Origin of the sequence: Bradyrhizobium barranii subsp. barranii (assembly GCF_017565645.3) — a bacterium.
Lineage (GTDB): Bacteria > Pseudomonadota > Alphaproteobacteria > Rhizobiales > Xanthobacteraceae > Bradyrhizobium > Bradyrhizobium barranii.
Genome location: NZ_CP086136.1, coordinates 3,637,837 through 3,663,076, shown reverse-complemented (window position 1 = coordinate 3,663,076; position 25,240 = coordinate 3,637,837). Strand labels below are relative to the sequence as shown.

Below are 25,240 nucleotides of genomic sequence, written 5' to 3'. Positions count from 1 at the left end.
GCCGCAGAGCGTTGTCGTGCAAAATCTTCATTTCCGTGCTGGCGCAAGGCCAGCGTTATCGCGTGCTTTCCTGATTACTCTGCTCTCGTCGGTGTCCTTGTCGTCCGCGGCGCTCGCGCAAAGCGCGACGCAGGACAACCGCTCCCGGGAGGTCGGTCCGGTGATCGTGTCGCCGCCTGCGCCGCGACAGGCTCCTGCCGTCAGCCCGGGCACTCAGAAGCAGCGCGCGGCCCGGCGCGCCGCGGGACGCAATCGTGGCGCCCCTGCTGTCGCCGTTCCGGCCACGCAAGCTCCGAGCGGCCCGGTGCAGACGCCGCTCAACACGGCAGCCGTCACCGACGTCGGCTCCCGGCTCGGCATCACGGCGCGCGAGATGCCGGCGACCGTCGAGGTCATCAGTCAGCGGACGATGCAGGACCTGGGCATCCGGACCACGACCGACGTCGCCAAGGCTGCAGTCGGCGTCACCGGCGGCGATGCGCCCGGCGCGCCCGCCATCTTCTCGATGCGTGGCTTTTCCGGCGACCAGATCTCCACGCTCTACAACGGCATCCCGATCGGGCCGTCGACCATGACCGGCCGTCCCATGGACGTGGCTGGCCTCCAGCAGGTCGAGATCATCAAGGGACCGGACTCGCTGGTGGCGGGCCTCGGTGCGACCGGCGGCGCCATCAACTACGTGAACAAGGCGCCGCACACCGGACCAATCGTCAACGACGCCTTCACCTCCTACGATTCCTTCAACGGCTATCGCGCCGGTTACGGATCGGGCGGCAGCACGCTGATCAACGGCCTCGACTACCGCTTCGACATCAGCCATTTCAACAACAAGGGCTTTATCGACGACACCTATTCGAAGCTCAGCAACGTCTCGGGCCAGCTGAACTATCGCGTCAACGAGAACCTGAGGATCTGGGGCGCGACCGAATACAGGCAGGACAACGACCGCTTCTACTGGGGGACGCCGCTGGTGCCGGCGAACGCGCCGGGCATCGTGCCGACGTATGGCGTCGTCTCCGGCCTCTGGAGCAACTATTACCTCGGCGGCGGCACGCCGGTCCCGGTCACCATCGACGCGCGCACGCTGACCACGAACTACAACGTGCTCGACAATCACAGCGGCGCCGGCGAGCTCTGGCTGCGCAGCGGCTTTCAATGGGACATCACCAACAACATCTCGCTGAAGAGCCAGGTCTATGGCTATGACGCCCACCGGCACTGGTTCAACAACGAGATCTCGTCGTTTGACCAGACCGTAGGCAATTTCGCAGGCGCGCAGAGCATCTACCGCGAGCGCCTGGCGCTCGATCACGCACAGCGACTCTACGGCAACATCACCGACCTCACCGTCAATTCCAATCTCGGCGGAATGGACAATCGCTTCGTCGCCACCGTGGCGGCGAGCAGCAACCAGTTCAACGTCTCGCAGGACACGCTGTTCTTCAATGACTACGTCGACCTCCTCAATCCGGACCGCGGCCTCTACGGCCCGCGCAGCGACGAGAAGATCTACACCCATCTCGACACCGCCTCGCTGTCGTTCGAGGACCGGCTCAAGCTGACCTCGACCTTCGCGCTGATCGGCGGCATCCGTTTTGAGAATATCGAGCTGTCGCGGACCCGCTTCGACGAGAATGGCCTCCTGAAAGCCAACTATCCTTTCTCGAAGACGTTCAATCCGGTCACCGGACGCATCGGCTACACCTGGGACATCGCGCCCGGCGTGATGCTTTACAGCCAGTACGCGACGGCAGCCGACCCGACGGTGGCGAACATCTTCATCCTCAGGCCCACGACGCCGCTGCTGCTCACGACGTCGCGGACCTACGAGACCGGCGTGAAGCTGCTGTCGGCCGACAAGCGCGCGGAGGCCACGTTCTCGGCCTTCGACATCGAGCGCAAGAACGTCTACGTCCCCGAAAGCGGCATCCTCTTCAACGTCGCCGGCAAGATGGCCTCCAAGGCGTCGAGATTGCCGCCGCGGTCAATCCGGTCGCGGGCCTGAAACTGTGGGGTAACGTCGCCTTCGTGCAGTCGCGCTTCATCGACTTCACCTATGTCGACGGCAATGGCGACTTCCAGTCCTATTCGGGCAAGACGCCGCCCAACGTTCCCAACTTCATCGCCAACGCCGGCGCCTCCTATCGCTTCGACACGAAGCTGCCGGTGGAGATCGGCGGCCTCGTCCGTCACGTCGGCGACCGCTTCAACTTCCAGGACAATCTGGTCACGATGGACGCCTACACGATCTTCGACGCATACGCGTTCGTCGATATTCCAAAAGCCTATTTCCCGGGCGTCGACCAGACCCGGATCAGCTTTCGCGTGAGGAACCTGACCAACAAGCTCTACGCGGCGTGGGGCGATCCGGGTTACACCGACCAGATCATCCTGGGCGCGCCGCGCAGCTACGAGGTCGCGGCTTCGTTCAAGTGGTAGTCGCGGATCACCTCGTCCGCGCCGTGGCGGGAGGTGTCACGCGACAGTAGGACGCAATCGCAAATCGATTGCGCCGTTGAAGCCGCAGGTCTCGAGAGCTATCGATCAACGAAACCTCGCTTCCATCGGGAGGAACGCATGAGCACCATCACCGGCGGCTGTCACTGCGGCGCGATCCGCTATCAGGTCGAGGGCGAAGCGATCGTGCACGCGCTGTGTCACTGCCGCGATTGCAGACTTCACGCGGGCGCTCCCGTCGTCGGCTGGACGATGTACGCGGACGATGCCGTCAAGGTGACCAAGGGCGAGCCCAAGGTCTACAGCTCCTCGGAACATGCGCGGCGGCACTTTTGCGGCGACTGCGGAACCGGCCTGTTTTATGTCAATGCCGACATGTTGCCCGGGGTCATCGACGTCCAGAGCGCGACCTACGACGATCCCGACGCCGTACCGGCGACGATGCACATCCAGGTCGCAGAGCGCCTTCGATGGATGGAGCGCGCGCACGAACTGCCGACATTCGACCGCTATCCTCCGCCACCGTAGCGGCGCGCGCGAAGCGTTCGCCGTCTCGATGGAACCGCACAAACACCATCTTGCAACGGCCGGACGATCTCACGTAGATTGATCGGCGTGGGGACGAAGCAGACTCCCCGTGAGACCTCGGTCCAAGCTCTGCGCAGCACGCCATTCGTGGAGCTTGCGCATGGATACCGAACGCCATCCTCCTGTCCGCCATACCGTTGCCATCCTCTCCCGCGGCGACGCCGCCGCGCGCCGGGACGCGACGGCGCAAAACAGCCGCTTCGTCTGCGTTTTCGAAGCACTCGCCGCGGTCGGCATCGAAGCCCGACCGGTGATCTACGACGAGATCTTCGCCGACGCCGTCCGCGATCAACTGCTCGCCGTCGATGGCGTGCTCGTCTGGGTCGATCCGATCCATCAGGGCAAGACGCGCGAGGCCCTCGACCCGCTGCTTCGCGACGTTGCGGCGCAAGGGCCATGGGTGAGCGCCCATCCCGACGTGATCCTGAAGATGGGCGTCAAGGAGGTGCTCTACCGAACGCGTCATCTCGGCTGGGGAGCCGACACGCATCGCTATGACACCGCCGCAAGCTTCCGCGCCGAATTTCCCGCGCGTCTTCAGGCGAACGGTCCGCGCGTGCTCAAGCAAAATCGCGGCAATGGCGGCCAGGGGGTGTGGAAGGTGGAGGCCCTGCCCAACGCGGACGCCATGGTTCGCGTGCTGCATGCCCAACGCGGCAGTCTGCCCGAGGACATGCCGCTCGATGCCTTCCTCGCGCGCTGCGAACCGTATTTCGGATGGGGCGGCTGCGTCATCGACCAGGCGTTCCAACCCCGCCTGCCCGACGGCATGATCCGCTGCTACATGAGCGGCGCCAAGGTCGCGGGCTTCGGGCATCAATTGATCAAGGCCCTGATCCCGCCGCCGCCGGAAGGCCCCGACGCACCCGAGGCGCAGCCGGGCCCACGGATCATGCATGGACCCGATGCTTCGCAATTCCAGACGCTCCGAAGATCGATGGAGGACGAATGGACGCCGCAGCTGATGGACACGCTCGGCATCGACGAACCGTCGCTGCCGGTGATCTGGGACGCCGACTTCCTGTACGGGCCCCGCGACGCCGCCGGTACCGACACCTACGTCCTGTGCGAGATCAACGCGAGCTCATGCTTTGCGATTCCCGACGACGCGCCAGCGGCAATCGCCCGAACGGTGAAGCACCGCTTGCTCCGGACTCAAGCAGTGCGTTCGGGCGCATAACCGGCGGCCCGGCTTCGACACCCTAATGCGCAGCGCAGCGGCAGCTTTCATAGGCGACGGGATCGTGGCTGTTGACGATGCTCACGCGGTCGCCGTGGTTCAGCTTCAGCGCGCGCAGCCGCGCCTGGTTGGCGATCCGCATCTTGCGGTCCATGTCGCCGCGGCGCTGGAAATAGCCGAGCATGAGCGGCACGTGCGGCGACGCGTCGAGCTGGCCGTGGTGGAAATAGCTGTCGCCGGCATGCAGCAGCCATTTCTCGCCTGATCGCACCGCGATGCCGCAATGGCCGAGTGTGTGGCCGGCGAGCGGGATCATCAGGATGTCGGCTTCCTTGTCGCCGAGCGCGCGCACGCCCTTGAAGCCGAACCAGTCCTCGCCGGCCTCGCCATAGAATGTCCAGCCCGGCCCATGGCTCCACTGCCCCGTGACATAACGCCCTTCGGGCGGCGCGGGCTTGCGCAGCACCGCCATGTCGTATTCGGCGCGGTGGACGTGGATCGCGGCATGGGGAAAGTCCGGCACGCCGCCGGCGTGGTCGCGGTCGAGATGCGTCAGCAGCACGTGGCGCACATCGCTGGGCGAGTAGCCGAGCGCCTTCACCTGCTCGACCGCCGTCTCCGCCGGATCCAGCCTCGGCGCGGTCTGGCGCAGCCATCGGCCCCCGAGCCGATCGGGCGTTGCGATATCGCCGAGACCGATGCCGGTGTCGACCAGAGCGAGTCCGTCCCTCGTCTCGACCAGCAGGCAATGGCAGACCAGGCGGGCGCGCTGGAACAGGCCGCCCGTGCCGTTCACAAGGCGGCGGCCCATGGGGCACATCGTGCCGGTGTTGAGGTGGTGGATCTTCATGGCGCGTTCCTGCTGTTGTGAGCAGGGCGTTCTTGCCACCGGGCGATCTATAGGTAAAATATTGAATATTGATACTATCTCTAGGCATATCCTATGGACATCCGCGAGCTTCGCTACTTCGCAGCCGTGTACCGCGAGCGCAATCTGACCGCGGCGGCGCGCGCTTGCTTCGTGTCGCAGCCGTCGATCTCGACCGCGATCACCCATCTGGAGGCCGAGCTCGGCACCACCCTGTTCATCCGGCACAAGAAGGGCGTCGCGCCGACCGCCTCAGCCGAGCAGTTTCATGCGCTGGCCCGCCGCATCATCGACGAGGCGGACGCCGCACGCAGCCTGTTCAGGAAGCCGAATACGAAGACCACCGTCACGCTGGGACTGATGCGCACGCTCGACATACCCCGAACGATCGCGCTGCTGAAGCCGCTGACGGCGCGCACCGACATCGCGCTCCGCCTCGTCGGCAGCGACGAGCGCGCCGATGCGCGCATCATCTCGAAGAGCATGCTCCGCGCCGACGAGCATTTCGTCGCGCTGTGGAGCGAGCGCTATGTCGCCGCACTTCCGCCCTCGCATCCGCTGACGCTGAAGGAGAAGCTGCGGACCGCCGATCTCGCCGGCGTCCCTCTGATCGACCGCTGCCATTGCGAGCAAAGCGAATTCTTCGGTCGGAGCTCACAACGAAGGCAGACCGCGGCGATCGCGCAATCGGAGGATTGGGCGATGGCGCTGGTCGCGGCCGGCGTCGGCATTGCCATCGTCCCGGAAGGCGTGGCGCGCGGCAACCCTGATGTCGCGGTGCGCGAGATCGAGGTCAGGGTCAAACGCGAGGTCGGCCTCGCCTACCGCGCGTCAGAGCCGCTGGCGGATGCGCTGAAGGAGTTTGTCGGGAAGCTCCAGAGGCAGCGGCGAAAGCCGGATCGGACCGGCCCACGGCGTAACAAGCGCAGGAAGTCCTAGCCCTTCGTGACCACGGCGCGCCCGTAAGGCGGCTGCGCCGCGACCGGCGGATTGGCGGTCTGGGCTGCGAGTTCGCCGATCAGGCGGTCGGCATCGGCGGCCATGCCGTCGGGCGCCTGGATCACCAGACGCTCCAGCGCCCAGCGATAGGACGAGACGCGCTGCTCGAGGCACAGCTGCACCCACTGGATGATCAGCGAGTTCTCCTGCATGCGCGCGACCGCATCGTCCCTCTCCCTTGGCGAGAGCTCGGAGACGCGCGCCATGGTCGCATCGCGCTTCCTGTCGAGATCGATGACGCGGATCGCGGAGCCGAAGAACGGCTCGAAACGGGTGATGTCGTTGCGCACGTCCTCGATCAGCTGCGCATAGCGCGAGGAATGCGAGCGATGCGGCTCGTCGATCAGCGTGCGCCCATACATAGTGCGGTCGAACACGACCTTCTGCTGCCAGGGCGACGGCAGCGCCTTGTAGTCGCCGAATACGCTCTTCCAGGCGGGCCGCGACAGCGGCGGCTCGATCATGGGATAGGCGAGATCGCGTAGCTGGCGCTCCGCGTCGGTGAGCTGGAATTGTGACGACTTCAGGCCGACGCTGCCGGTGGCCTCGGCCCCGAGCCAGCGATGCATGTCGTCGCTGCGCATGTCAGCGCGGGTGCGGCCGAAATCGCCGCCGCTGCACGCGCCGAGCGTCGCACCGACGAGTGCGAGCAGGACGGCCGTTACGACAGGCCGAATCTGGCGGATGGCATCCGGCATTGCAAAAGCCGGATGCTAGCGGCGACGACGACGGCGCCCCGGCGCTGTGCCCTGCTCCGGCCCGCGATCGCCGCTGGTTTCTTCCGTCTGGCGCTCGATGCGGATCACGGGGAGGATCAGAATCGTTCCCGTTTCCGTACGCGGCGTGGCATCCCCCGACGAGCCTGCCCGGCGACCGGCCGGAAATTCGATAATGGTCCCCATATCAGCTCTCTATCAATTGCCGCGCGACCGAGCGCGCTGGTGCAACGTGCGTTCATTAAGATCAGTTCATGGTTAACGGGGTGTAAACGCGCCTTCCGGACCGTAACTTCACGGGCGGCCTCCCGCGTCCCGTTGCGGGACGACAACACCTGAAATGATGGGGTCGACTTCACGCCTCGTTTTCCTTAACGAGCCTTTAAAGGAACCTGCGTTAGGCTCGCGGACGAGTATCTTTTCCAGGTCGCGTATCTCTCCATGACCAAGTCGCTGTTTCCCGGATTCGACGGGCTGATGAGCCTCTCCCGTCGCGAAGGCGTTGATGTTCGCCCGACGCTGCTGCGCGTGCTGACGGACCTCTATGTCCAGGCGCCCACCCACAGCGACGACGAGCAGCGCCAGTTCATCGAGCTTGCGACGCGGCTGATCGACCAGGTCGACGATGCGACGCGCGCGGCCGTCAAGGCGAAGCTTGCGATCTATCCGCAGACGCCCGTCCCGGTCCTGCAGAAACTCGGGCTGGTTGCGACCCAGGAAGGCCGCAGGGTTCCGCTCGCGCGCGAAATTCGCAGCTCCCCGCAGGCGGCTTCGCCAGCTCGCACGCCGACCGACGCCGAGTTGCGCATGGCCGCCAACATGGCGATGCAGCCGAAGGAAGCGGCCGAGATCCACGACATGTTCTTCCGCGCCGATGCGACCCAGCGTGCGCTGGTCCTGCACAATCTGGCGCAAACCCCGCTGAAGGCCGCGCCGCGGATTCCGACCGTGCGCGCCAAGCGCGCGATCCAGATCCTGGAGATGGCGGCAATCGCCAACGATGTCGAGAATTTCACCTACGAGCTCGGCGACAGCCTGATCCTGCCCTCGCGCGTCGCAGCCCAGATCGTCGACGATGCCGGTGGCGAAGCGCTCGCAATCGCCGCGCGCGCGCTCGACATGCCGAGCCCGAACTTCCAGCGCATCCTCCTGTTCTTCAAGCCGGAGATCGGCACGTCGGTCGATGCGGTGTACCGGTTGTCGCGGCTCTACGACCGGCTCAGCGACCGCTCCGCGCTGGTGATGCTGGCGGCCTGGCGCGGCTCGACGCTCGCGGTCACGCGCGCAAAATACCAGTCGTCGCTGCACGAGAGCGAACGCCAGCGCGCGCGTGCGGGCGCCAGCCAGACCCGGCCGGGCGTGCAGCCGGGCTCGGCGCCTGCGGTGCGGACGGGCACCGACGGATCGGACCGCTAGGTCTTCGCCAATTCGAGGAAGTGACGGCCCTTGCGGTCCTCGGTCTCGACGATCCAGGCGTCCGGATCGAAGCGGATTTCCTTGGTGAGGCGCTCCTCGACCGCTGGCTCAGGCATCGGCTGCGCGGCAAGTGGCACGAAGAAGCGATCGACCGGCCGGCCGTCGTCATAGACGGTCTGCGGCGCCGGTACGTACAGCATCGCGTTGCCGTCGAGCAGCGACACCTTCACGAATACCGCACCCGCCTCCTCGGCACCGCGACGGCGCACCGCCCCGAACACGCCTTCGGTCTGGCACCGGCGCAGGTAGGCGGAAACCCAAATGTTTGATTTCAAACGCATGAAGAGCACGATAGGCCAGTGCTGCAATCAGCACCAGCCTTCGCACAACAATGACGCTTATTCGACGGGGTGGCCGATCGCGGCTCCGAGCTCGCGCAGCAGGCGGTCGGAGACCTGACCCGTCACCTGCATCTTGTGCTCGCGCTCGAATTTCTGGATCGCCGACTGCGTCTCTGCGCCCATCGTGCCCGTGATCTTCAAATTGCCATAGCCGTATTCTGACAGCGCGCGCTGCACGCCGGCGATACGCCGCGCGGCCGGACTCTGCTGCACGGGAATCGGCGCCGGCGGACGCGCGATGGCGACGGAAGGCGGCGCCGACGTCGTTTGCTTGACCAGATTGGTCATCGGATCGCTCGCGCGCGGCGACGATGCCGTCGCCTCGACCGGCTTCTCGGGGGCCTTCTCGGCGGCGCGCTCGACAGGCTTGGGCTCGGCGCGGAATTCCGTCGCTCTCGGCTCCAGCGGCGAGGTATCCGCGCCGACCGGACGCGGACGCGGCAAGGGGTTCGACAGCGGCACGGACGACGGCGCGGGAAGATTGATCACGGTGCCGAACATCGGCGCCGGATGCCGGCCAGTCTGAAGGAACAGCGCGTTGGCAACGATCGCGCTGACTGCGGCGACGGCGACGAGACCGGCCAGCGTGTCCTTGGGACTGTGCAGCAGGATGCGCATCGCAAGATTGCGCTCGGTCTCGACATCAATGACTGCGGCCTTGGCGCCACGGCGGCGCGGAGCGGCTTCGTCCTTGGCAGACTTCTTAGGCACTTTTCTTCACCAGAGCGGGTTGGTCGTGAGATTGGTCCTGAAGCTCCTCGCGCGGCACCGGTGTCAGCGTCGCGATCTTGCTCTCGGCCGCCATTCTATCGGGCGTCTTGGCCTGCGGCGGCGTGTAGACGAGCGGCAATCTGACGGTGACGGAGGTGCCCTCGCCGAGCCTGCTTTGTACAGTCAATTCGCCGAGATGCAACGCCACCAGACTCTTCACGATCGAAAGCCCGAGACCCGTGCCTTCGTGACGGCGCTGATAGGTCTTTCCGGCCTGGAAGAACGGCGCGCCGATGCGCTTGAGATCATCCGCCGCAATGCCGACACCGGTGTCGCTGATGCGCAGCGCGAGCTGCGAGCCGGACACCGCGGCCGATACGGTGACCTGACCGCCGCGCTCGGTGAACTTGATGGCGTTGGCGACGAGATTGAGCACGATCTGCTTGAAGGCGCGCGGATCGCCGGTCATGACGGGCAGGTCCTGCGGCGCATCGGTGATGAGGTCGATGCCGTTCTCCCGCGCCTTCAGCGCCAGCAGATTGCAGCAATGCATCAGAGATGCGCGCGGCGCGAACGGTTCCGACGCAATCTCGAAATTGCCCGATTCCATCTTCGACATGTCGAGGATGCCGTTGACGACCGACAGCAGATGCTGGCCGGAATCGTTGATGAGCTGGGCGTATTCCTTGCGCTGGGCCGCACCCAGCATCAGGGTCTGCTCCTGCGCGATCATCTCGGAGAAGCCGATGATGGCGTTGAGCGGCGTGCGCAGCTCGTGGCTCATGGTGGCGAGGAAGCGCGTCTTGGCGGCATCGGCCGCTTCCGCGGCGCTGCGCGCCTGATCGAGCGCCTGCTCCGCGAGCTTGCGATCGGTGACGTCGCGCATCACGCCGACGACTTCCGCCTCGCGCGTGGCGTCACCGTCAATATCCTGGCGGCCGATATCCTGGTCGAGTGGCCGGCAGCGCATCTCGACCCAGATGAAATCGACCTGGCCACGCTCCGATCCGGCCGGCTCCCGCCGCAGTCGGAACTCGACGCTGCGCACGTCGCCGCGCGCGGCATCGGAGAGCACCGTGAGATAGGCCGGACGATCGGCGACATGGACGCGGTCGAACAGGCCGTGGCCGAGCAGCTGCGCGACAGGCATGCCGAGCATGGCTTCCACCGCCGGCGAGATGAACTGCACCGCGCCGTTGCGCCGATGCCGCGAGATGACGTCGCTCATGTTGCGCGCCAGCAGGCGATAGCGCTCTTCCTCGCGCAACAGCAGCGCAACGCTGGTGCGCGCGAGCGATTCCGCGCCGAAGGCGAGGCCCGCGGCATAGAGCGTCGCCGAGGCGACGCCGAACGCCATCAGCACGCCGCGTTGTGCGGCGCTGGCGTCTCCGGCCGGAAGCCAGCCGAGCTGGCCGGCAAGGATCAGGACGCCGGCGCAGGACAGCGCAAGCAGGGAGGCAAAGGCCGCGACGCGGCGCGAGGCCGACAACGCGGCTTCCAGGGGAACCACGACCAGCCAGATCGCGGCGAATGATTCGATGCCGCCGGTGGTGCCGGCAACCGCCATGATCAGGCCGGCGAGCGCCAGCGACGACAGCACATGGGCGCCTTCATAGCGGCCGGTGCGCGACAGGAACCATGACAGGAGAATGGGGGCGATCAGCCACGCGAAGGCGGCGACCTCGATCGCGCTCGGCACGCCGCGCGTGGCGAGATAGACCGGGAATGCGGCAAACGCGGCCAGGCTGCCGAGCAGCCGCGGCGCCATGAAGGCACGATGGCGCGCTCGCGTCAGCGCGTCGTAACGCGCGGAGGGATGCAGCAGTGCATCGAGACAATCGCGGATGATACTCAAAACTGTCACGGGTCTCGCGCTTCGGCCCACTCGTCGAGAAGACGTGCCGGAACGCCTCCTTATCGTTGAGCCACCGTGTCAGAGCGACCTTAAACGAGTGCTAAGGCGATGCGGCCCGCCGCCGGACACTGTGTCATCGCTGAGATTTTTAGGCGATTTGACCACGTCATCATCGGGGATGGTGAACACAGGGTTTCACCAGTCCCCGCATGGTTTCGAATTGGTGGACAAGCGGCGCCACCGAAATCACGGGGCTCCGGCGTCAATCGAAAATTTACGACGTGGCGGTTCGGGAAGATTCTTGCGTAGATTTTCCGCGAATTAAGCGGAAGGCAATCACTTGCGATTTATCGAGAGTTGCTAGGTCCGGCGCCTCGCGGGCATCGCCGCGGCGGGATCTAACATACAGGTCGATAAGATGCGCTTTCTGCTCCGCATCACATTCTGGCTCGGGCTGGTGCTGGTGCTCCTGCCGCGGGACAAGACGCCCGAATCGGACAAGCTGCCGCAGATCGGCGCCGCCGATGCGGTGCAGGCTGCGACCGCGGCCGTCTCCGACGTGACCCAGTTCTGCAAGCGCCAGCCGGCGGCCTGCGAGGTCGGCGGACAGGCCGCGACCATCATCGGCCAGCGCGCACAGGACGGCGCGAAGAAGATCTACCAGATCATCAACGACAAGAAAGAGCAGCTCGAGAAGACCGACAAGAAGGCGCCCGATCATACCGGCTCGATTGCGCTGGCCGGCGAAGGCGATGCCGCCTCGGGCGAGGCGCCGCGCGACACCCTGAGCCAGGACGACCTCGCGCTGGAATGGCGCGGCCCTGCGGCGGCGCCGGCGAATTAGCGCCCAAACCCTATCGATTTCGCCTCCTCGCATCCTTATATTGGCCTGAACGGGAACATTGGGCCAGCATGACGACGATCGACGAAATCAGGGACAATTTCGAGCTCCTGGACGAGTGGGACGACCGCTACCGGTACGTCATCGAGCTCGGCCGCACCCTGGAACCGATGCCCGAATCCGAGCATTCGGCCGAGAACAAGGTGAATGGCTGCGTCAGCCAGGTCTGGCTCCAGAAGCTGGTCGATCGCGATGGCGGCGCCCCGATCCTGAAATATCGCGGCGACAGTGACGCCCACATCGTGCGCGGGCTGGTCGCGATCGTGCTCTCGCTTTACTCCGGCCGCACGCCGCAGCAGATCCTTGCGACCGACGCGATCGCGGTGTTCAACGAATTCGGCTTTCGCGATCATCTGACGCCGCAGCGTTCCAACGGCCTGCGCTCGATGGTCGAGCGCATCAAGACCGACGCGAAAGAGGCGCTCGCGGAAGCATCGTAAGAAGCTTCGTAGGGTGGGCAAAGCGACTTGTCCGCCGTAGCTCGGAGAGCGAAGGCGGAAGCGTGCCCACCATTTCCAGCGCGATTGAAGAAAGATGGTGGGCACGGCGCTTCGCGCCTTTGCCCACCCTACCGGATCTAGCGCGTAGCTCTACTTCCGCTTCCGCTGCTGCTGCCCCAGTCCCATCTGCTTTGCCAGTTGCGAGCGCGCCACCGCGTAGTTCGGCGCGACCATGGGATAGTCGGCCGGCAGGCCCCATTTCTCGCGATATTGCTCCGGCGTCATGTTGTACTGGGTGCGCAGATGGCGCTTCAGCGACTTGAAGCGCTTGCCGTCTTCCAGACAGACCAGATAGTCCGGCGCGATCGACTTCTTCAGCGACACCGCCGGTTTGGCCGGCTCGAGCGGCGCGGTCTCGGTGCGGCCTGACGACACGCGCACCAAGGCGCCATGCACCTGGCTGATCAGGTTCGGGATATCGGCCGCCGGCGTCGGGTTGTTGCCGACATAGGCGGACACGATGCTCGCCGTCAGCTCGATGAAATTCTTAGCCCCGTTATCCGACATGGGCCCGACCTTTCCCTGACCTTGCGTCTCGCCGGGAGACGACGCCTAAGTATTCCGTGTCAACAATACATTCGGCCGAAATAAGACGACTGACGAATATGAGCTGATTACTGACGAAGTGACAAGAAAGATGGCGCTCTACTTGGACGCGGCGGTCTCACGACCGCTGGTCGAGATGGGCGCGCAGTTCGTCGATCGAGGCGAAGCGCATCATGCCTTCCGGCATCTGCGCTTCGATCGAGCCGTCGGAATAGAGCGAATAGGCCATGCCGTCGACGATACCCGATTTGAGCACGGTCACGGGCGCCTGCTCGACCGGCGTCGGTTCGGGGGGAGGCGGCGGCGGGCCGGGCTCGGTAAAGATCGACGGCGAGCGCGGCGGCGGGCGACGCCCGGCGGCCGGCGGTTCCGGTGGCCGCATACGGTCCGGCCTCGGCCAGGCATCGTCGAAGCTCGCCGGCTGACTCTCCGGGGCGGCCGGTTCCGTGGGCTCGTCATGAGGCTGCGGCGGCAAGCTCTCTGTCGCCTTCGCCTCCGCGCGCTCGCGCTCCTTGCGGGAGGACGAGGCGAACAACAGGTTGCGGCGGCGCGGCGCTTCCGGAGCCGCAGGCGGTGTCGGAGCTTCCGGCTCCGGCGGCGGTTCGGCGCGCGGACGCTCGCGCGCGGCGGCCTCGCTCTGCCACGGCGGCAGACCCGCGGCCGGTGGTGGCTCGGTTTTCGTCGCCGATGCCGGGAACGGCTCGGACACTGGCGCGCCAGGCACCGCGAGGCCCGGCAGCACGGGCCTGACCCGAACCTCGCCCGGCACGGCCGATCCGGCCAACCGGCGGGCGATGCCCTTCAGTTCCACGACCACGACGTAGAGGCCGGCCAGTAACATTCCGGAGCAGACGCCAATGGTGCCGGAGATTATGAGGGTGCTGCCGAGGCTGGCCTCCCTAACGGTGAAGCCGAACAGGATCGTAAGGAGGCCCGCCAGGATGGCGAAAATCCCCACAATCAACAATGCCAAGCTCATCGAACTCACCCCTGGTCGCGCAGCCGTGCGCGACACCCGTTACGCCACGATACCGTCATACGGTGTTCCACGCCAACGGCGAATTAGAGCCTGCGTTCCTAAAGGGAAGGATATCAGGGACTTATTCACATTCCCTTCAGCTACGGCCCGCTACTTCTAAGCTGCTCTCAACTGTCTGGATTTGCTGCGTCGCATCAGGATTTTAGCCATAATGCCCAATTACTTGGTAATGGAACTGCGCTATAGGGATTCCGGGGAAGTGGCCCGCGGGCACCAGCAGGGCCAAGAGGGGATTCCGGGTCACCAATAGCCATGACATCCATCACGACTTCGGCGATCGACACGCCGCTGCGGCGCTCGGTTGAACGGACTTGCGACGATCTCGCCATGCTGGTGCTGGCTGCGGTCGCCGTCACTGCAGGCTTGACCTTCCGCGATTACGGGCTCGGCTGGGACGATTACACCCACGCTGAATATGCCGACCTGCTGCTGCGCATGTTCGGTTCCGGCTTCAGGGACACCGCGGCGCTCTCCTTCGCGAATCTCTACATGTATGGCGGCGGCTTCGACATGGTCGCGGCTCTCCTGCACAAGGTCATTCCGCTCGAGCTGTTCGAGACGCGACGCCTGCTCGGCGCCATGGTCGGCGTGATCGGGCTTGCGGTGACGTGGCGGCTCGGCCGCCGCATCGGCGGGCCCCTTGCCGGCCTTGCCGCGCTCCTGCTGCTCGCGCTCTGCCCGATCTTCTACGGCCACATGTTCATGAACCCGAAGGACGCGCCCTTCGCGGTGGCCATGATCATCCTGATGCTCGGCCTCGTACGCCTCGCCGAGGAATATCCGCAGCCGTCGCCGCGCACGATCCTGATCGTCGGCCTGGGTGCCGGCCTCTCGCTCGGCTGCCGCGTCCTCGGCGGCCTCGCGCTGGTCTACGCCATGATCGGCTTCATGCCGCTGTTCCTGGAGGAGCTGCGCACCGAAGGCGCCCGCGAAGCAGCCCGCCGCTTCGCCCATGTCGTCTACCTGCTGCTGCCGGGCCTCGTGTTCGGCTATCTCGTGATGGGCCTGATCTGGCCGTGGTCGATCATGGAGCCCGGCAATCCCTTCGAGGCCCTGACCTATTTCTCGCATTTCTTCGAGAAGCCCTGGAAGGAGATGTTCGACGGCGCGATTGTTTCCGTGCCCGATATGCCCTGGTCCTATCTGCCGACGCTGTTCGCGCTGCAGCTGCCCGAGGTGATGCTGGTGCTGATGGGCGGCGCCGTGGTCAGCACCTTCGCGATGCTGCCGCGCCGCGAGGTTCCGGCGCGCCGCAAGACCATCCTCTTGATGCTGACGCTGGCGGCGACCCTGCCGCTCGCGATCGCGATGGTGAAGCGGCCGGCGCTGTACAACGGCATCCGCCATTTCGTCTTCGTGATCCCGCCGATGGCGGTGCTTGGCGGCGTCGCCTTTGCCTGGGCCATGGAGCGCCTGCGCACCAACCACCGCACCTGGCAGCCCGTCGTGCTCGCGACCTTCTGCTTCGGCCTCGCGCTGTCGCTGGCCGAGATGATCCGGCTGCATCCCTATCAATACACGCACTTCAACCACATCGCCGGCACCGTGCGCGGCGCCGACGACCGCTTCATGCTGGACTATTGGGGCCTTGCGCTGAAGCAGGCCTCGGACGAACTGCGCGAGCAGATCGTCGAGCGGCAGGAAGTGGCGCCGGGCAACCGTAAATGGAAGGTCGCGGTGTGCGGTCCGCAGCGCCCGGCCCAGGTCGCGCTCGGGCCCGACTTCACCATCGGCTGGGATTCCAACGCGGCCGATTTCGCGATGACGCTCGGCGAGTTCTACTGCAAGGGCCTCACCGCGCCCGTGATGGTCGAGATCAAGCGCGACGACGTGGTGTTCGCCCGCGTCTACGACATCCGCGGCCGCAGCATTTCCAGCCTGCTGTCGATCCCGGCGCCGTAATAGTTTTCTCCGGACCGTAGCCCGGATGGAGCGAAGCGTAATCCGGGACCCTATCGTGAGGCCTCCCGCATTTCGCGGAGCCTGTCATCGGGCGGCGCTTCGCGCCGACCCGTTGGCTCCATGCGGGCTACGCGTGGCTGCTGCGATTTGACCGCCTTGCCGCCAGCCTCACCCGCGACTACGCTCCCTCCCCGCAACAACGATGTTCGGAGAGATAAGCCATGTCGCCAGCGGAAGCGCGCCTGAAGGAAGTGCCGTCGAACATGACGGAGGCGGAGTGGCAGCAACGGGTCAATCTCGCCGCCTGCTACCGCCTCGTCTCGCTGTATGGCTGGGACGATCTGGTCGACACCCACATTTCGGCGCGCGTGCCCGGCCCCGACCATCACTTCCTCATCAACCCCTACGGACTGATGTTCGACGAGATCACGGCATCGAGCCTCGTCAAGGTCGACCTGCACGGCAACCAGCTCTCCGAGAGCGAGTACAGCATCAACCCGGCCGGCTTCACCATCCATTCGGCGATCCACGAGGTGCGCGAGGACGCAATCTGTGTGCTGCATCTCCACACGCTCGACGGCACCGCGGTGTCGAGCAGCGCGGAAGGGCTGCTGCCGCTGAACCAGACTGCCCAGCTCGTCACCCACGACCTCGCCTATCACGACTATGAGGGCATCGCGCTCGACCACGACGAGCGGCCGCGGCTGCAGAAGGACCTCGGCGACCATAACCACATGCTGCTGCGTAACCACGGCACGCTGACGGTCGGCCGGTCGGTCGCCTCAGCGTTCGAGCGCATGTACCATCTCGAGCGCGCCTGCTCGATGCAGGTGCGCACGCGCGCGCTGGGCACGCCGGTCTATCCGGTCGAGGAGATTGCGATCGAGAAAAACACCGAGCTGCTCGCCAACCGCGACCGCGCCGAGCTGCGCGCCACCAACCTGGTCTGGCCGCCGCTGCTGCGCAAGCTCGACCGCGAGCTGCCGGGCTACCGGTCTTGAGATTTTCGAGGTTTCGTGTAGGATAGTTCTCGAACTACCTCTGCACGTTTCGGAATGAAACGCCGCCCAATTCCGGGCGGCGTTTTTATTTGCGCCGTCATTGCGAGGAGCGAAGCGACGAAGCAATCCAGACTGTGCCCGTGGAGGGATTCTGGATTGCTTCGCTACGCTCGCAATGACGAGGAGAGGGTCTTCGTAGGGTCGGCAAAGCGACTTGTCCGCCGTAGCTCGAAGAGCGAAGGCGGAAGCGTGCCCACCTCTTCTATCGCGATCGCGGACGAATGGTGGGCGCGGCGCTTTGCGCCTTTGCCCACCCTACGGCACCGCGCCTATTTCACGTCCGCGAGCGCCGCGAGGATCCGCGCCCAGGAGCGGATACCCTTCTGGAAACTGCGGAGGTCGTATTTCTCGTTCGGCGAATGGATGTTGTCGTCGTCCAATCCGAAGCCGACCAGCAGCGAGTCGAGCCCAAGCGTCCGCTTGAAGTCGGCGACGATCGGGATCGAGGCGCCCGAACCCATCAGCACGGTCTCCTTGCCCCACTCCTCGGTCAGCGCCTTGCTGGCGGCGGCGAGCGGTTTCATGTTCCAGTCGAGCGCCACCGCCGGCGCGGCGGAATGATCGCCGAACTCGACCTTGCAGTCGCCCGGAAGCCGCGCCGTCACGTAGTCGCGAAAAGCCTTGCGGATCTTCTGGGGGTCCTGCCCCTCGACCAGGCGGAACGAGACCTTGGCCGAGGCGTGCGACGGGATCACCGTCTTGGAGCCTTCGCCGATATAGCCGCCCCAGATGCCGTTGACGTCGCAGGTCGGACGCGAGGAGGCCTGCTCGATCAGCAGCCGACCCTTCTCGCCGGCGGGGATCGACAGGCCGATCGGCTTGAGGAACATCTCCGGCGTGAGATTGAGCTTCTTCCACTGCTCCAGGATATCAGGCGGCAGATCCTTCACGCCGTCATAGAATCCGGGGATGGTGATGCGGTTGTCGTCGTCGAACAGGCCGCCCAAAATTTTCGTCAGCACCCGGATCGGATTCATCGCGCTGCCGCCGAACACGCCGGAATGCAAATCGCGATTGGCGGCGGTGATCTTCAGCTCTTCATAGAGCAGACCGCGCAGCGACGTCGTGATCGCGGGCGTGTTGCGATCCCACATGCCGGTGTCGCAGACCAGCACGTAGTCCGCCTTGAACTCGTCCTTGTTGGCCTCGATGAACGGCACGAAATTCTTGGAGCCGACCTCCTCCTCGCCTTCGATCAGGAAGGTGATGTCGATCGGCAGCGAGCCGGTCACTTTCTTCCAGGCGCGACAGGCCTCGACGAAGGTCATGACCTGGCCCTTGTCGTCCTCGGCGCCGCGCGCGACGATGATCTTGCGGCCGTCGGCGTGGTCGGTGACGACAGGCTCGAACGGCGGACGGTGCCAGAGATCGAGCGGATCGACCGGTTGCACGTCGTAATGGCCGTAGAAAATCACATGCGGCCGTCCGCCCGCCCCGGTCTTGCCGACGATGGCGGGATGGCCGGCGGTCGGGCGGACTTCAGTGGCGACACCGAGGCTCGCGATGTCCTTGGCGAGATGCTCGGCCGCAGCCTTGCAGTCGGCGGCAAAGGCCGGATCCGCAGAGATCGACTTGATCCGCAACAGCGAGAACAGACGCTCCAGGCTGTTGTCGAAATCCTTGTCAATGTGATCGAGCACCGATTGAAGCTGCGCATTGGCCATGGTCGTATTCCTGACTTGTGAGTTTCAAGAGGTACCGGGTTTTAGCGCCGCCGCCGCCTCGGAGCCAGCCGCAACCGGCGGATGCCGGATGTGCCATGCGAGGCTACCTGCAAGAATGGCGGTCGCGACAAGGTTATTGCCCCAGGCCTGGATGACGTTGGAAAACCACGGCAGCGACAGCAGCATGAGGATGCCGGCGGCGCCCAGCGCGAGCCAGGTTCCCAACCGCACGTTCGGTCGCGCGTCGAAGGCGGCACGATGCATTAGCACCGTCATCGGGAAGAACAGCCACATGAAGTAGTATTGCCGCGCCAGCGGCGATGCCACCGTCATCAGGCAGAACAGGATGCCGAGCTCCTCCGCATCCGAGCGCGCCGTTCGCCGCGCTTGCGACGGCATCACCGCGAGGAAGCCGAGCCCGAGCAACGCCGACAACGCCAGCACGATCAAGTTCGCCGTCTTGTAGTCGACATCGATGACATTCATCGTGCGCGGCGGCTTGTTGGGATCTTCCTGATTGTAGTTGATCGGGCGGACCAGGCGATGCGTGACGGCAATCAGCGACTGGTTGACCCACGACCAGTTCTGCTCGTCGCGCTGGCCAAAGCCCTTTTCCGAGCTCGTGCCGACCATGCCCTGGTACCAGGTCTTGAGCTCGGCCGCGTTGCGCTCGAAGCCGCGGATCGGTGCAGGCACGACATAGAGAAGGATGCCGGTGAAAGCGACCGTCGCGACGGTGGCCGCCCACTTCCTGCGCCAGATCAGATAGGGCAGCACCGCGATCGGAAACACCTTGATGGCGGTAGCGAGCGCGAACAGGAAGCCCGCGAGCCAGGACCGCTGACGCTGCAACGACCAGAAGCCCCACAGCATCATCGCCAGCAGCACGAGGTTCGGCTGGCCGAGGTCGAACATGTCGAACACGAAGGTCACGGTGACCATGGCCGGCAGCGCTTCGAGCCACGGGCCGGGCCTGCGGCCCGATCCCGTCATGGCATTGGAGAATATGCCCGTGTACCACCATGCCGCCACGTTCAGGATCGACAGCACGACATAGAGCGGGATCTTGCCGAACCAACTCGGGATCGCCAGCAGGATCGCCGGCAGCGGTGGATAGATGAATTCGAAATACGCGCCGATCTCGTCGGGATAGAGCGACCCGCCGTGGAGGACCTGCTGTCCGGCCCAGTACCACAGCCCATAATCCTTGGTCTTGCCGTGGCCGAATATCTCGGGAACGAGCACGTCGGCGGTCAGGAGGACGCAGCAGATCAGGAAGAGCAGATCGAGCGGCGCACGTAGCGACAAGGCTCTGTGCGGGCCAAGTTTGTCTGATAGATTCGGTGATGTCACATTATGTCCCGTCGGCAACAAATAGCACGTAGCAGACCGACGGACGCTTGGAGAACCCCCCTCACCTGAATTTATGGTGTTCGGCCTCGCCCGGCGTGCGGGGCAATCGCATCCAAATACTCGCGAGATTTCGTCATGCCCGGGCTTGTCCCGCCTGCGCGGCCGAAGCCGCTTCGGCGAGGCGAAGGCACGGGCATCCACGTTCTTCGAGCTGCAACTAAGGCGTGGTGGCCGGGACAAGGCCCGGCCATGACGCAGTGGAGGCTTTAGTGCCTCAAATCCGGCTTCTCTGCCTACCTTCGCAGCAACCCGCCGAGCGCGCCTCGCACCAGGGTGCGGCCGATCGAGCCACCGAGCTGGCCGGCGACCGATTTGCCGAGATTTGCCGCCATCCCCCCGATCACCTGGTTGGTGACCGATCGCGTCATGTCGCGCGCAATGACCTGGCCCGTCGACAGACGGCCGCGTTTGACATTGGTGCCGAAGATGGTGCCGACCATCGAGCCGATCTGGCCGAGGATGCCGCCGCCACCGCCATCGGCCGCACCGGCATCGGCAGTCGCAGCCGTGCCGGCAATCCGCTTCTGGATCATCTCATAGGCCGATTCGGCATCGACAGCGGTGTCGTATTTGCCCTTCACCGGGCTCGCATCCATGATCGCCTTGCGCTCTTCCGGCGTGATCGATCCGATGCGGGCCGATGGCGGCCGGATCATGACACGCTCGACCATCGTCGGCGTGCCGTTGCCTTCGAGGAAGGACACCAGCGCCTCGCCCTTGCCGAGCTCCATGATCACCTTGGCGGTGTCGAGCTTCGGGTTGGGCCGGAAGGTCTGGGCCGCGGCGGCGACCGCCTTCTGGTCGCGCGGGGTGAAGGCACGCAGCGCATGCTGGACACGGTTGCCCAATTGCCCGAGCACGCGGTCGGGCACGTCGACGGGGTTTTGCGTCACGAAATAGACGCCGACGCCCTTGGACCGGATCAAACGCACCACCTGCTCGATCTTGTCCATCAACGCCTTCGGCGCGTCGTTGAACAACAGATGGGCCTCGTCGAAGAAGAACACCAGCTTCGGCTTCGGCAGATCGCCGGCCTCGGGCAACTCCTCGAACAATTCTGACAGCATCCACAGCAGGAATGTCGCGTAAAGCCGTGGACTCTGCAGCAGCTTGTCGGCGACAAGGATGTTGACCATGCCACGGCCGTCGCGGTCGGTCTTCATGAAGTCCTTCAGCGTCAGCGCCGGCTCGCCGAAGAATTTGGTGCCGCCCTGGTTTTCCAGCACCAGAAGCTGGCGCTGGATGGTGCCGACGGTGGCCTTGGTGACGTTGCCAAAACCCTGGGCCTCCTTCTTGAGGTCGGCAAGCGGGCTTTCCTCGGCGTCCGCCCCCTTCTTGCCGGCATCCGGCACGATTGCATCGAGCAGCGCGCGCAGATCCTTCATGTCGATGAGGGTCAGCCCGTTGTCGTCGGCGACGCGGAAGGCGACATTGAGCACGCCTTCCTGCACGTCGTTCAGGTCGAGCATGCGCGCGAGCAGAAGCGGCCCCATCTCCGTGACGGTCGCCCGCACCGGATGGCCCTGTTCGCCGAACACGTCCCAGAACACCGTCGAGAACTGGTCGGGCTGGAACGTCAGCCCCATCTCGGTGGCACGCTTGACAATGAAATCCTTGGCCTCGCCGACCTCGGAGATGCCGGAGAGGTCGCCCTTGATGTCGGATGCGAAGACCGGAACGCCGGCGCGCGCAAATCCTTCCGCCATGACTTGCAGCGATACCGTCTTACCGGTCCCGGTTGCACCCGTGACGAGGCCGTGGCGATTGGCAAGCGCCAGCGTCAGCCATGCCTGCTCGTCTCCCTTGCCGACGAAGATCTTGTCGTCGGTGTCGCCGAGCTTGCTGTCCTGTGCGGTCATGCTTCTCTCTGATCTCTCTGCCGTGTTTCGCCTATTGAAACTCGAATGCACCTGCTCCGTAGTTTAACGCATGTCGCGTGCGGATTAAAACCGTTCAACGCGCCCCGAGCATGCGACATTGTCGGAAACATACCGCCGACATCAGCCGAAAGTAGGAATGACGCGTTCGCACCGCGGCAATTTTTCGCTGAATCCATCTCCGCTCTTGCATCGTTGCAACACTTTTCGCGCCTTCGAGAGTGAATCGGAACCTTGCGTACGTTCATCGCTTGTATTTCACATCGCTCCGGATCAAGATCATTTCGGAAGCAATACTCGGGCATGCAAACCGGCTGAGGGGCGGGCCTTATGGACGAGCTGATCGGGCGGCTGGCGTCGAACGCCAGCATAGATGGTGCTGTGGCTGAAAAGACCGTCGGCATTATCCTGGGCTTCCTCCGCAGCGAAGGTCCTTCCGAGAACGTCGAAGCGCTGATCGATCAGATTCCCGGTGCAGAAGCGGCGATAGAAGCGTCCAGGAGCGGCGGCGGACTGTCGCGGCTGATGGGCGGCGGCCTGATGGCCGTCGGCACGCGCCTGATGGGCCTGGGACTTGGCATGTCCGAGATTCAGAACGTTGCCCGTGAACTTTTCCGCTACGGCCGAGACAAAATCGGAGCGGATCAGATGGGCAAGATCATCGCGGGGACGCCGGGCCTCAGCCAGTTCGCCTGAGCGACGCTTTTCATATCGAGCATCATGACATATCCGATCTCCGAGATTGAGGGCCTGCCAGCCTTTGCCGCCAACAAATTGAAGGCGCAAGGAATCCGCACGACCGACGCGCTGCTCGAGGCGGCCTCGACCGTGAAGGGTCGCAAGGCGCTCGCCGCCAAGACCGGCATCAGCGAGCAGCAGTTGCTGGAATGGGCCAACGTCTCCGACTACATGCGCATTCCCGGGATGGGCCGGGCCAAGGTCGGCCTCGTCCGCGCCGCCGGCGTCACCACCGTGCGCGAGCTCGCTTATCGGAATCCGGCACGGCTCGCCCAGAGCATGCGGGAAGCCAACGTGAAGAAGAAGCTCGTCCGCATCCTGCCCTCGGAAAAATCGGTCGGCGACATCATCGCCAAGGCGAAGAAGCTGCCGCCGAAGATTACGTATTAGGGCATCTCCCTCGGCATACGACCTGCCGCGTTAGCTCTCGGTGTCATACCCCGCGAAGGCGGGGTATCCAGTACGCTGCGGCTCCTCCGTATCACCGCACGGCCTCGGAATACTGGATTGCCCGCTTTCGCGGGCAATGACAGTGGAGGCGATCGATGCTCCGCGAACACATCGACATTCGCCACCTCCCACCTTGAATCCCCCCTCCCCGACCGCTAAAGCGGGCCGCATGAATGCCTCGCCCTCCCCATCCGTCCCGCCGGCCGGCTCGGCCGGGCCCGACGTGCTGCGGACGCTGCTGGAGCGGCCGATTCCGGCAGTGATGGGCGTGCTCAACGTCACCCCGGATTCCTTCTCCGACGGCGGCGAGTTTATCGCGCCCGAGCTGGCGCTTGCGCGGGCGCGGGCGATGATCGAGGCCGGCGTCGACATCATCGACATCGGTGCCGAGTCCACCCGGCCCTACACAGGCGCCCGGCCGGTGACGGCGGCGGACGAGCTGGCGCGGCTGAAGCCGGTGTTGTCAGGCGTGGTGGCGCTGGGCGTGCCCGTGTCGATCGACAGCATGAAGGCTGAAGTCGTGGCCTTTGCGCTCGACCAGGGCGCTGCGATCGCCAACGACGTCTGGGGCCTGCAGCGCGACACCGGCATGGCACAGCTCATCGCCGCGCGCGGCGTCCCCGTCATCGTCATGCACAACCGCGAAACCGTCGATTCCGCCATCGACATCGTCGCAGACATGAAGGCGTTCTTCCTGCGCTCGCTCGATATCGCCGCCAAGGCCGGCATTGCGCGCGAAAAAATCGTGCTCGATCCCGGCATCGGCTTCGGCAAGACGGCCGAGCAGAGCATGACCGCGCTGGCGCGGCTGCGCGAATTCGACATGTTCGGCCTGCCGGTCCTGGTCGGCGCTTCGCGCAAGCGCTTCATCGCCTCGGTATCGCCCTCGGAGCCGAAAGAACGGCTCGCCGGCTCGATCGCCGCGCATCTGATCGCCGCACAGCGCGGCGCCAAGATCATCCGGACCCATGACGTCGCCGAGACCTTGCAGGCCCTGCGGGTCGCGAACGCAATCGAGAGCAAGCAATGACCGATACGATCTTCGTCACCGGCCTGTCGATCCACGCCCGCCACGGCGTGATGGATCACGAGACCGAAGTCGGCCAGCGCTTTGTCATCGACCTCGAGCTCTATACCGATTTGTCGGAGCCGTCGCGTAGCGACCGGCTCGCCGATACGGTGTCCTACGCCGAAGTCGTGGCGACCACGACGGCGGCGTTCAAGAACACCAACTACAAGCTGCTGGAGCGGGCGGCCGGCGCGGTCGCCGATGCCATCCTGTCACACTTCCCGCGCATCCGCGCCGTGAAGATCACCGTGCACAAGCCGCATGCGCCGATCGCCGCGATCTTCGACGACGTCGGCATCATGCTGACGCGTTCGCGGCATCCTTGATATGGCGAGCGTGCTGATCGCACTCGGTGGCAATGTCGGCGACGTTCGCACGACATTCCGCAAGGCGATCGCCCATATCTGCGGCATGGCGCAAGCCGCAATGATCGCACGCTCCTCGGACTACGCGACGCCGCCCTGGGGCGACGAGGACCAGGACCCCTTCATCAATGCCTGCGTCGAGATCGAGACCAGCCTCGATCCGCATGCGCTCCTGTTCGTGATGCAGAAGGTCGAGCAGAAATTCGGCCGCACACGGAACAAGGAGCGGCAATGGGGCCCGCGCACGCTCGATCTCGACATGATCGCCTATGACGATGTCAGCTTGCAGAAGCCCGACCTGACCTTGCCGCATCCGCGCCTGTTCGAGCGCGCCTTCGTGCTGGTGCCGCTGGCTGAAATCGCGCCCGACCGCGTGATCTCGGGCATACGTGTGCGTGACGGACTTGCCAGCGTCTCGACGCAAGGCATTGAGCGGCTTCCGGATACCGGTTAACCAAAAACAACCGTTTGCAGCGACGGCCGGCCGTGGCAATTTCGCCTGCGAACAACAAGATTTTTGGGAG

26 protein-coding genes are annotated in these 25,240 nt (G+C 64.9%); 15 read left to right on the top strand and 11 right to left on the bottom strand.

Annotated features, from left to right (window positions below):
- Positions 1 to 91 precede the first annotated feature (91 nt).
- From J4G43_RS17450 to J4G43_RS17435, 4 genes are all read left to right on the top strand, one after another.
- A complete protein-coding gene (locus tag J4G43_RS17450; RefSeq protein WP_225004936.1) occupies positions 92 to 2,005 on the top strand; it encodes a TonB-dependent receptor in 1,914 nt (637 codons plus the stop codon).
- A complete protein-coding gene (locus J4G43_RS17445; protein WP_225005722.1) occupies positions 1,972 to 2,439 on the top strand; it encodes a TonB-dependent receptor domain-containing protein in 468 nt (155 codons plus the stop codon). The genes J4G43_RS17450 and J4G43_RS17445 overlap by 34 nt, the downstream gene beginning before the upstream one ends.
- A 138-nt stretch (positions 2,440 to 2,577) precedes the next feature.
- The gene (locus J4G43_RS17440) at positions 2,578 to 2,985 is read left to right on the top strand and encodes a GFA family protein (RefSeq protein ID WP_208085752.1); all 408 of its coding nucleotides are present in this window, start codon (positions 2,578 to 2,580) and stop codon (positions 2,983 to 2,985) included.
- Positions 2,986 to 3,145: 160 nt separating this feature from the next.
- On the top strand, positions 3,146 to 4,225 hold the full coding sequence (locus J4G43_RS17435) for a Cj0069 family protein (RefSeq protein WP_208085751.1): 1,080 nt from the start codon (positions 3,146 to 3,148) through the stop codon (positions 4,223 to 4,225).
- Positions 4,226 to 4,247: 22 nt separating this feature from the next.
- Here the strand turns inward: J4G43_RS17435 and J4G43_RS17430 are convergent, their stop codons facing one another.
- Complete coding sequence (locus J4G43_RS17430) at positions 4,248 to 5,075, bottom strand: MBL fold metallo-hydrolase (RefSeq protein WP_208085750.1); 828 nt, start codon at positions 5,073 to 5,075, stop codon at positions 4,248 to 4,250.
- Between the two features lie 93 nt (positions 5,076 to 5,168).
- On the opposite strand from J4G43_RS17430, the gene J4G43_RS17425 reads away from it, so the two are divergent.
- Complete coding sequence (locus J4G43_RS17425) at positions 5,169 to 6,032, top strand: LysR family transcriptional regulator (protein WP_063984581.1); 864 nt, start codon at positions 5,169 to 5,171, stop codon at positions 6,030 to 6,032.
- Here J4G43_RS17425 and J4G43_RS17420 read toward each other — a convergent pair.
- On the bottom strand, positions 6,029 to 6,790 hold the full coding sequence (locus tag J4G43_RS17420; protein WP_208085749.1) for a hypothetical protein: 762 nt from the start codon (positions 6,788 to 6,790) through the stop codon (positions 6,029 to 6,031). The genes J4G43_RS17425 and J4G43_RS17420 overlap by 4 nt on opposite strands.
- Before the next feature lie 15 nt (positions 6,791 to 6,805).
- Entirely contained in the window at positions 6,806 to 6,994 is a 189-nt protein-coding gene (locus J4G43_RS17415) for a hypothetical protein (RefSeq protein WP_014496746.1), read from the bottom strand.
- A gap of 255 nt (positions 6,995 to 7,249) precedes the next feature.
- On the opposite strand from J4G43_RS17415, the gene J4G43_RS17410 reads away from it, so the two are divergent.
- Positions 7,250 to 8,224, top strand: coding sequence for a DUF2336 domain-containing protein (locus J4G43_RS17410; RefSeq protein WP_208085748.1), 975 nt, complete (start codon positions 7,250 to 7,252; stop codon positions 8,222 to 8,224).
- Here J4G43_RS17410 and J4G43_RS17405 read toward each other — a convergent pair.
- From J4G43_RS17405 to J4G43_RS17395, 3 genes are read right to left on the bottom strand one after another with little or no spacing between them, the layout of a single operon-like run.
- The gene (locus tag J4G43_RS17405) at positions 8,221 to 8,565 is read right to left on the bottom strand and encodes a DUF1491 family protein (RefSeq protein WP_063986550.1); all 345 of its coding nucleotides are present in this window, start codon (positions 8,563 to 8,565) and stop codon (positions 8,221 to 8,223) included. The two genes, J4G43_RS17410 and J4G43_RS17405, sit on opposite strands and share 4 nt — an antisense overlap.
- A 57-nt stretch (positions 8,566 to 8,622) precedes the next feature.
- Positions 8,623 to 9,336 carry a peptidoglycan-binding domain-containing protein gene (locus J4G43_RS17400; RefSeq protein WP_208085747.1) on the bottom strand — a complete coding sequence of 238 codons (714 nt, stop codon included), beginning with the start codon at positions 9,334 to 9,336 and terminating at the stop codon, positions 8,623 to 8,625.
- Positions 9,329 to 11,200 carry a PAS domain-containing sensor histidine kinase gene (locus J4G43_RS17395; RefSeq protein WP_208085746.1) on the bottom strand — a complete coding sequence of 624 codons (1,872 nt, stop codon included), beginning with the start codon at positions 11,198 to 11,200 and terminating at the stop codon, positions 9,329 to 9,331. The genes J4G43_RS17400 and J4G43_RS17395 overlap by 8 nt, the downstream gene beginning before the upstream one ends.
- Positions 11,201 to 11,609: 409 nt before the next feature.
- Here J4G43_RS17395 and J4G43_RS17390 point away from each other — a divergent pair, with 409 nt between their 5' ends.
- Together J4G43_RS17390 and J4G43_RS17385 are read left to right on the top strand one after the other, a co-directional pair.
- Positions 11,610 to 12,035: a DUF5330 domain-containing protein gene (locus tag J4G43_RS17390; RefSeq protein WP_071915657.1), complete on the top strand. Its 426-nt coding sequence runs from the start codon at positions 11,610 to 11,612 to the stop codon at positions 12,033 to 12,035.
- 68 nt (positions 12,036 to 12,103) lie between these two features.
- The gene (locus J4G43_RS17385; RefSeq protein ID WP_166098574.1) at positions 12,104 to 12,532 is read left to right on the top strand and encodes a SufE family protein; all 429 of its coding nucleotides are present in this window, start codon (positions 12,104 to 12,106) and stop codon (positions 12,530 to 12,532) included.
- A 150-nt stretch (positions 12,533 to 12,682) separates the two neighbouring features.
- On the opposite strand, the gene J4G43_RS17380 is transcribed toward J4G43_RS17385, so the two are convergent.
- Together J4G43_RS17380 and J4G43_RS17375 are read right to left on the bottom strand one after the other, a co-directional pair.
- Complete coding sequence (locus tag J4G43_RS17380; protein WP_063984587.1) at positions 12,683 to 13,099, bottom strand: Ros/MucR family transcriptional regulator; 417 nt, start codon at positions 13,097 to 13,099, stop codon at positions 12,683 to 12,685.
- A 157-nt stretch (positions 13,100 to 13,256) separates the two neighbouring features.
- The gene (locus tag J4G43_RS17375; RefSeq protein ID WP_208085745.1) at positions 13,257 to 14,117 is read right to left on the bottom strand and encodes a DUF308 domain-containing protein; all 861 of its coding nucleotides are present in this window, start codon (positions 14,115 to 14,117) and stop codon (positions 13,257 to 13,259) included.
- A gap of 312 nt (positions 14,118 to 14,429) precedes the next feature.
- Between J4G43_RS17375 and J4G43_RS17370 the strand changes: the two genes are divergently transcribed.
- Positions 14,430 to 16,079: a glycosyltransferase family 39 protein gene (locus J4G43_RS17370; RefSeq protein ID WP_208085744.1), complete on the top strand. Its 1,650-nt coding sequence runs from the start codon at positions 14,430 to 14,432 to the stop codon at positions 16,077 to 16,079.
- Positions 16,080 to 16,300: 221 nt separating this feature from the next.
- Positions 16,301 to 17,080, top strand: coding sequence for a class II aldolase/adducin family protein (locus J4G43_RS17365; RefSeq protein ID WP_028153549.1), 780 nt, complete (start codon positions 16,301 to 16,303; stop codon positions 17,078 to 17,080).
- A 329-nt stretch (positions 17,081 to 17,409) separates the two neighbouring features.
- Here J4G43_RS17365 and J4G43_RS17360 read toward each other — a convergent pair whose 3' ends face one another.
- The 3 genes from J4G43_RS17360 to J4G43_RS17350 all read right to left on the bottom strand — a co-directional run bounded on the left by J4G43_RS17360 (position 17,410) and on the right by J4G43_RS17350 (position 22,076).
- The gene (locus J4G43_RS17360; RefSeq protein WP_038942569.1) at positions 17,410 to 18,804 is read right to left on the bottom strand and encodes a M20/M25/M40 family metallo-hydrolase; all 1,395 of its coding nucleotides are present in this window, start codon (positions 18,802 to 18,804) and stop codon (positions 17,410 to 17,412) included.
- A 24-nt stretch (positions 18,805 to 18,828) separates the two neighbouring features.
- Positions 18,829 to 20,112: a glycosyltransferase family 87 protein gene (locus tag J4G43_RS17355; protein WP_208085743.1), complete on the bottom strand. Its 1,284-nt coding sequence runs from the start codon at positions 20,110 to 20,112 to the stop codon at positions 18,829 to 18,831.
- A 338-nt stretch (positions 20,113 to 20,450) separates the two neighbouring features.
- Positions 20,451 to 22,076 (bottom strand): helicase HerA-like domain-containing protein, encoded by a 1,626-nt coding sequence (locus tag J4G43_RS17350; protein WP_208085742.1) that lies wholly within the window; start codon positions 22,074 to 22,076, stop codon positions 20,451 to 20,453.
- Between the two features lie 348 nt (positions 22,077 to 22,424).
- On the opposite strand from J4G43_RS17350, the gene J4G43_RS17345 reads away from it, so the two are divergent.
- From J4G43_RS17345 to folK, 5 genes are all read left to right on the top strand, one after another.
- Positions 22,425 to 22,790 carry a hypothetical protein gene (locus J4G43_RS17345; RefSeq protein ID WP_063984593.1) on the top strand — a complete coding sequence of 122 codons (366 nt, stop codon included), beginning with the start codon at positions 22,425 to 22,427 and terminating at the stop codon, positions 22,788 to 22,790.
- A 24-nt stretch (positions 22,791 to 22,814) separates the two neighbouring features.
- Positions 22,815 to 23,222 (top strand): DUF4332 domain-containing protein, encoded by a 408-nt coding sequence (locus tag J4G43_RS17340; RefSeq protein WP_071915663.1) that lies wholly within the window; start codon positions 22,815 to 22,817, stop codon positions 23,220 to 23,222.
- A 229-nt stretch (positions 23,223 to 23,451) separates the two neighbouring features.
- A complete protein-coding gene (folP, locus tag J4G43_RS17335) occupies positions 23,452 to 24,312 on the top strand; it encodes a dihydropteroate synthase (RefSeq protein ID WP_208085741.1) in 861 nt (286 codons plus the stop codon).
- A complete protein-coding gene (folB, locus tag J4G43_RS17330; RefSeq protein WP_008553485.1) occupies positions 24,309 to 24,677 on the top strand; it encodes a dihydroneopterin aldolase in 369 nt (122 codons plus the stop codon). The genes folP and folB overlap by 4 nt, the downstream gene beginning before the upstream one ends.
- Before the next feature lies 1 nt (position 24,678).
- Positions 24,679 to 25,170: a 2-amino-4-hydroxy-6-hydroxymethyldihydropteridine diphosphokinase gene (gene folK / locus J4G43_RS17325; protein WP_208085740.1), complete on the top strand. Its 492-nt coding sequence runs from the start codon at positions 24,679 to 24,681 to the stop codon at positions 25,168 to 25,170.
- Positions 25,171 to 25,240: the final 70 nt, after the last annotated feature.

What these genes read in the sequence shown, in the direction of transcription:
- J4G43_RS17440 (WP_208085752.1), top strand. Translation starts at nt 2,578, where the DNA reads ATGAGCACCATCACCGGCGGCTGTCACTGCGGCGCGATCCGCTATCAG.
- J4G43_RS17435 (WP_208085751.1), top strand. Translation starts at nt 3,146, where the DNA reads ATGGATACCGAACGCCATCCTCCTGTCCGCCATACCGTTGCCATCCTC.
- J4G43_RS17430 (WP_208085750.1), bottom strand. Translation starts at nt 5,075, where the DNA reads ATGAAGATCCACCACCTCAACACCGGCACGATGTGCCCCATGGGCCGC.
- J4G43_RS17425 (WP_063984581.1), top strand. Translation starts at nt 5,169, where the DNA reads ATGGACATCCGCGAGCTTCGCTACTTCGCAGCCGTGTACCGCGAGCGC.
- J4G43_RS17420 (WP_208085749.1), bottom strand. Translation starts at nt 6,790, where the DNA reads ATGCCGGATGCCATCCGCCAGATTCGGCCTGTCGTAACGGCCGTCCTG.
- J4G43_RS17415 (WP_014496746.1), bottom strand. Translation starts at nt 6,994, where the DNA reads ATGGGGACCATTATCGAATTTCCGGCCGGTCGCCGGGCAGGCTCGTCG.
- J4G43_RS17410 (WP_208085748.1), top strand. Translation starts at nt 7,250, where the DNA reads ATGACCAAGTCGCTGTTTCCCGGATTCGACGGGCTGATGAGCCTCTCC.
- J4G43_RS17405 (WP_063986550.1), bottom strand. Translation starts at nt 8,565, where the DNA reads ATGCGTTTGAAATCAAACATTTGGGTTTCCGCCTACCTGCGCCGGTGC.
- J4G43_RS17390 (WP_071915657.1), top strand. Translation starts at nt 11,610, where the DNA reads ATGCGCTTTCTGCTCCGCATCACATTCTGGCTCGGGCTGGTGCTGGTG.
- J4G43_RS17385 (WP_166098574.1), top strand. Translation starts at nt 12,104, where the DNA reads ATGACGACGATCGACGAAATCAGGGACAATTTCGAGCTCCTGGACGAG.
- J4G43_RS17380 (WP_063984587.1), bottom strand. Translation starts at nt 13,099, where the DNA reads ATGTCGGATAACGGGGCTAAGAATTTCATCGAGCTGACGGCGAGCATC.
- J4G43_RS17375 (WP_208085745.1), bottom strand. Translation starts at nt 14,117, where the DNA reads ATGAGCTTGGCATTGTTGATTGTGGGGATTTTCGCCATCCTGGCGGGC.
- J4G43_RS17370 (WP_208085744.1), top strand. Translation starts at nt 14,430, where the DNA reads ATGACATCCATCACGACTTCGGCGATCGACACGCCGCTGCGGCGCTCG.
- J4G43_RS17365 (WP_028153549.1), top strand. Translation starts at nt 16,301, where the DNA reads ATGTCGCCAGCGGAAGCGCGCCTGAAGGAAGTGCCGTCGAACATGACG.
- J4G43_RS17360 (WP_038942569.1), bottom strand. Translation starts at nt 18,804, where the DNA reads ATGGCCAATGCGCAGCTTCAATCGGTGCTCGATCACATTGACAAGGAT.
- J4G43_RS17350 (WP_208085742.1), bottom strand. Translation starts at nt 22,076, where the DNA reads ATGACCGCACAGGACAGCAAGCTCGGCGACACCGACGACAAGATCTTC.
- J4G43_RS17345 (WP_063984593.1), top strand. Translation starts at nt 22,425, where the DNA reads ATGGACGAGCTGATCGGGCGGCTGGCGTCGAACGCCAGCATAGATGGT.
- J4G43_RS17340 (WP_071915663.1), top strand. Translation starts at nt 22,815, where the DNA reads ATGACATATCCGATCTCCGAGATTGAGGGCCTGCCAGCCTTTGCCGCC.
- folP (WP_208085741.1), top strand. Translation starts at nt 23,452, where the DNA reads ATGAATGCCTCGCCCTCCCCATCCGTCCCGCCGGCCGGCTCGGCCGGG.
- folB (WP_008553485.1), top strand. Translation starts at nt 24,309, where the DNA reads ATGACCGATACGATCTTCGTCACCGGCCTGTCGATCCACGCCCGCCAC.
- folK (WP_208085740.1), top strand. Translation starts at nt 24,679, where the DNA reads ATGGCGAGCGTGCTGATCGCACTCGGTGGCAATGTCGGCGACGTTCGC.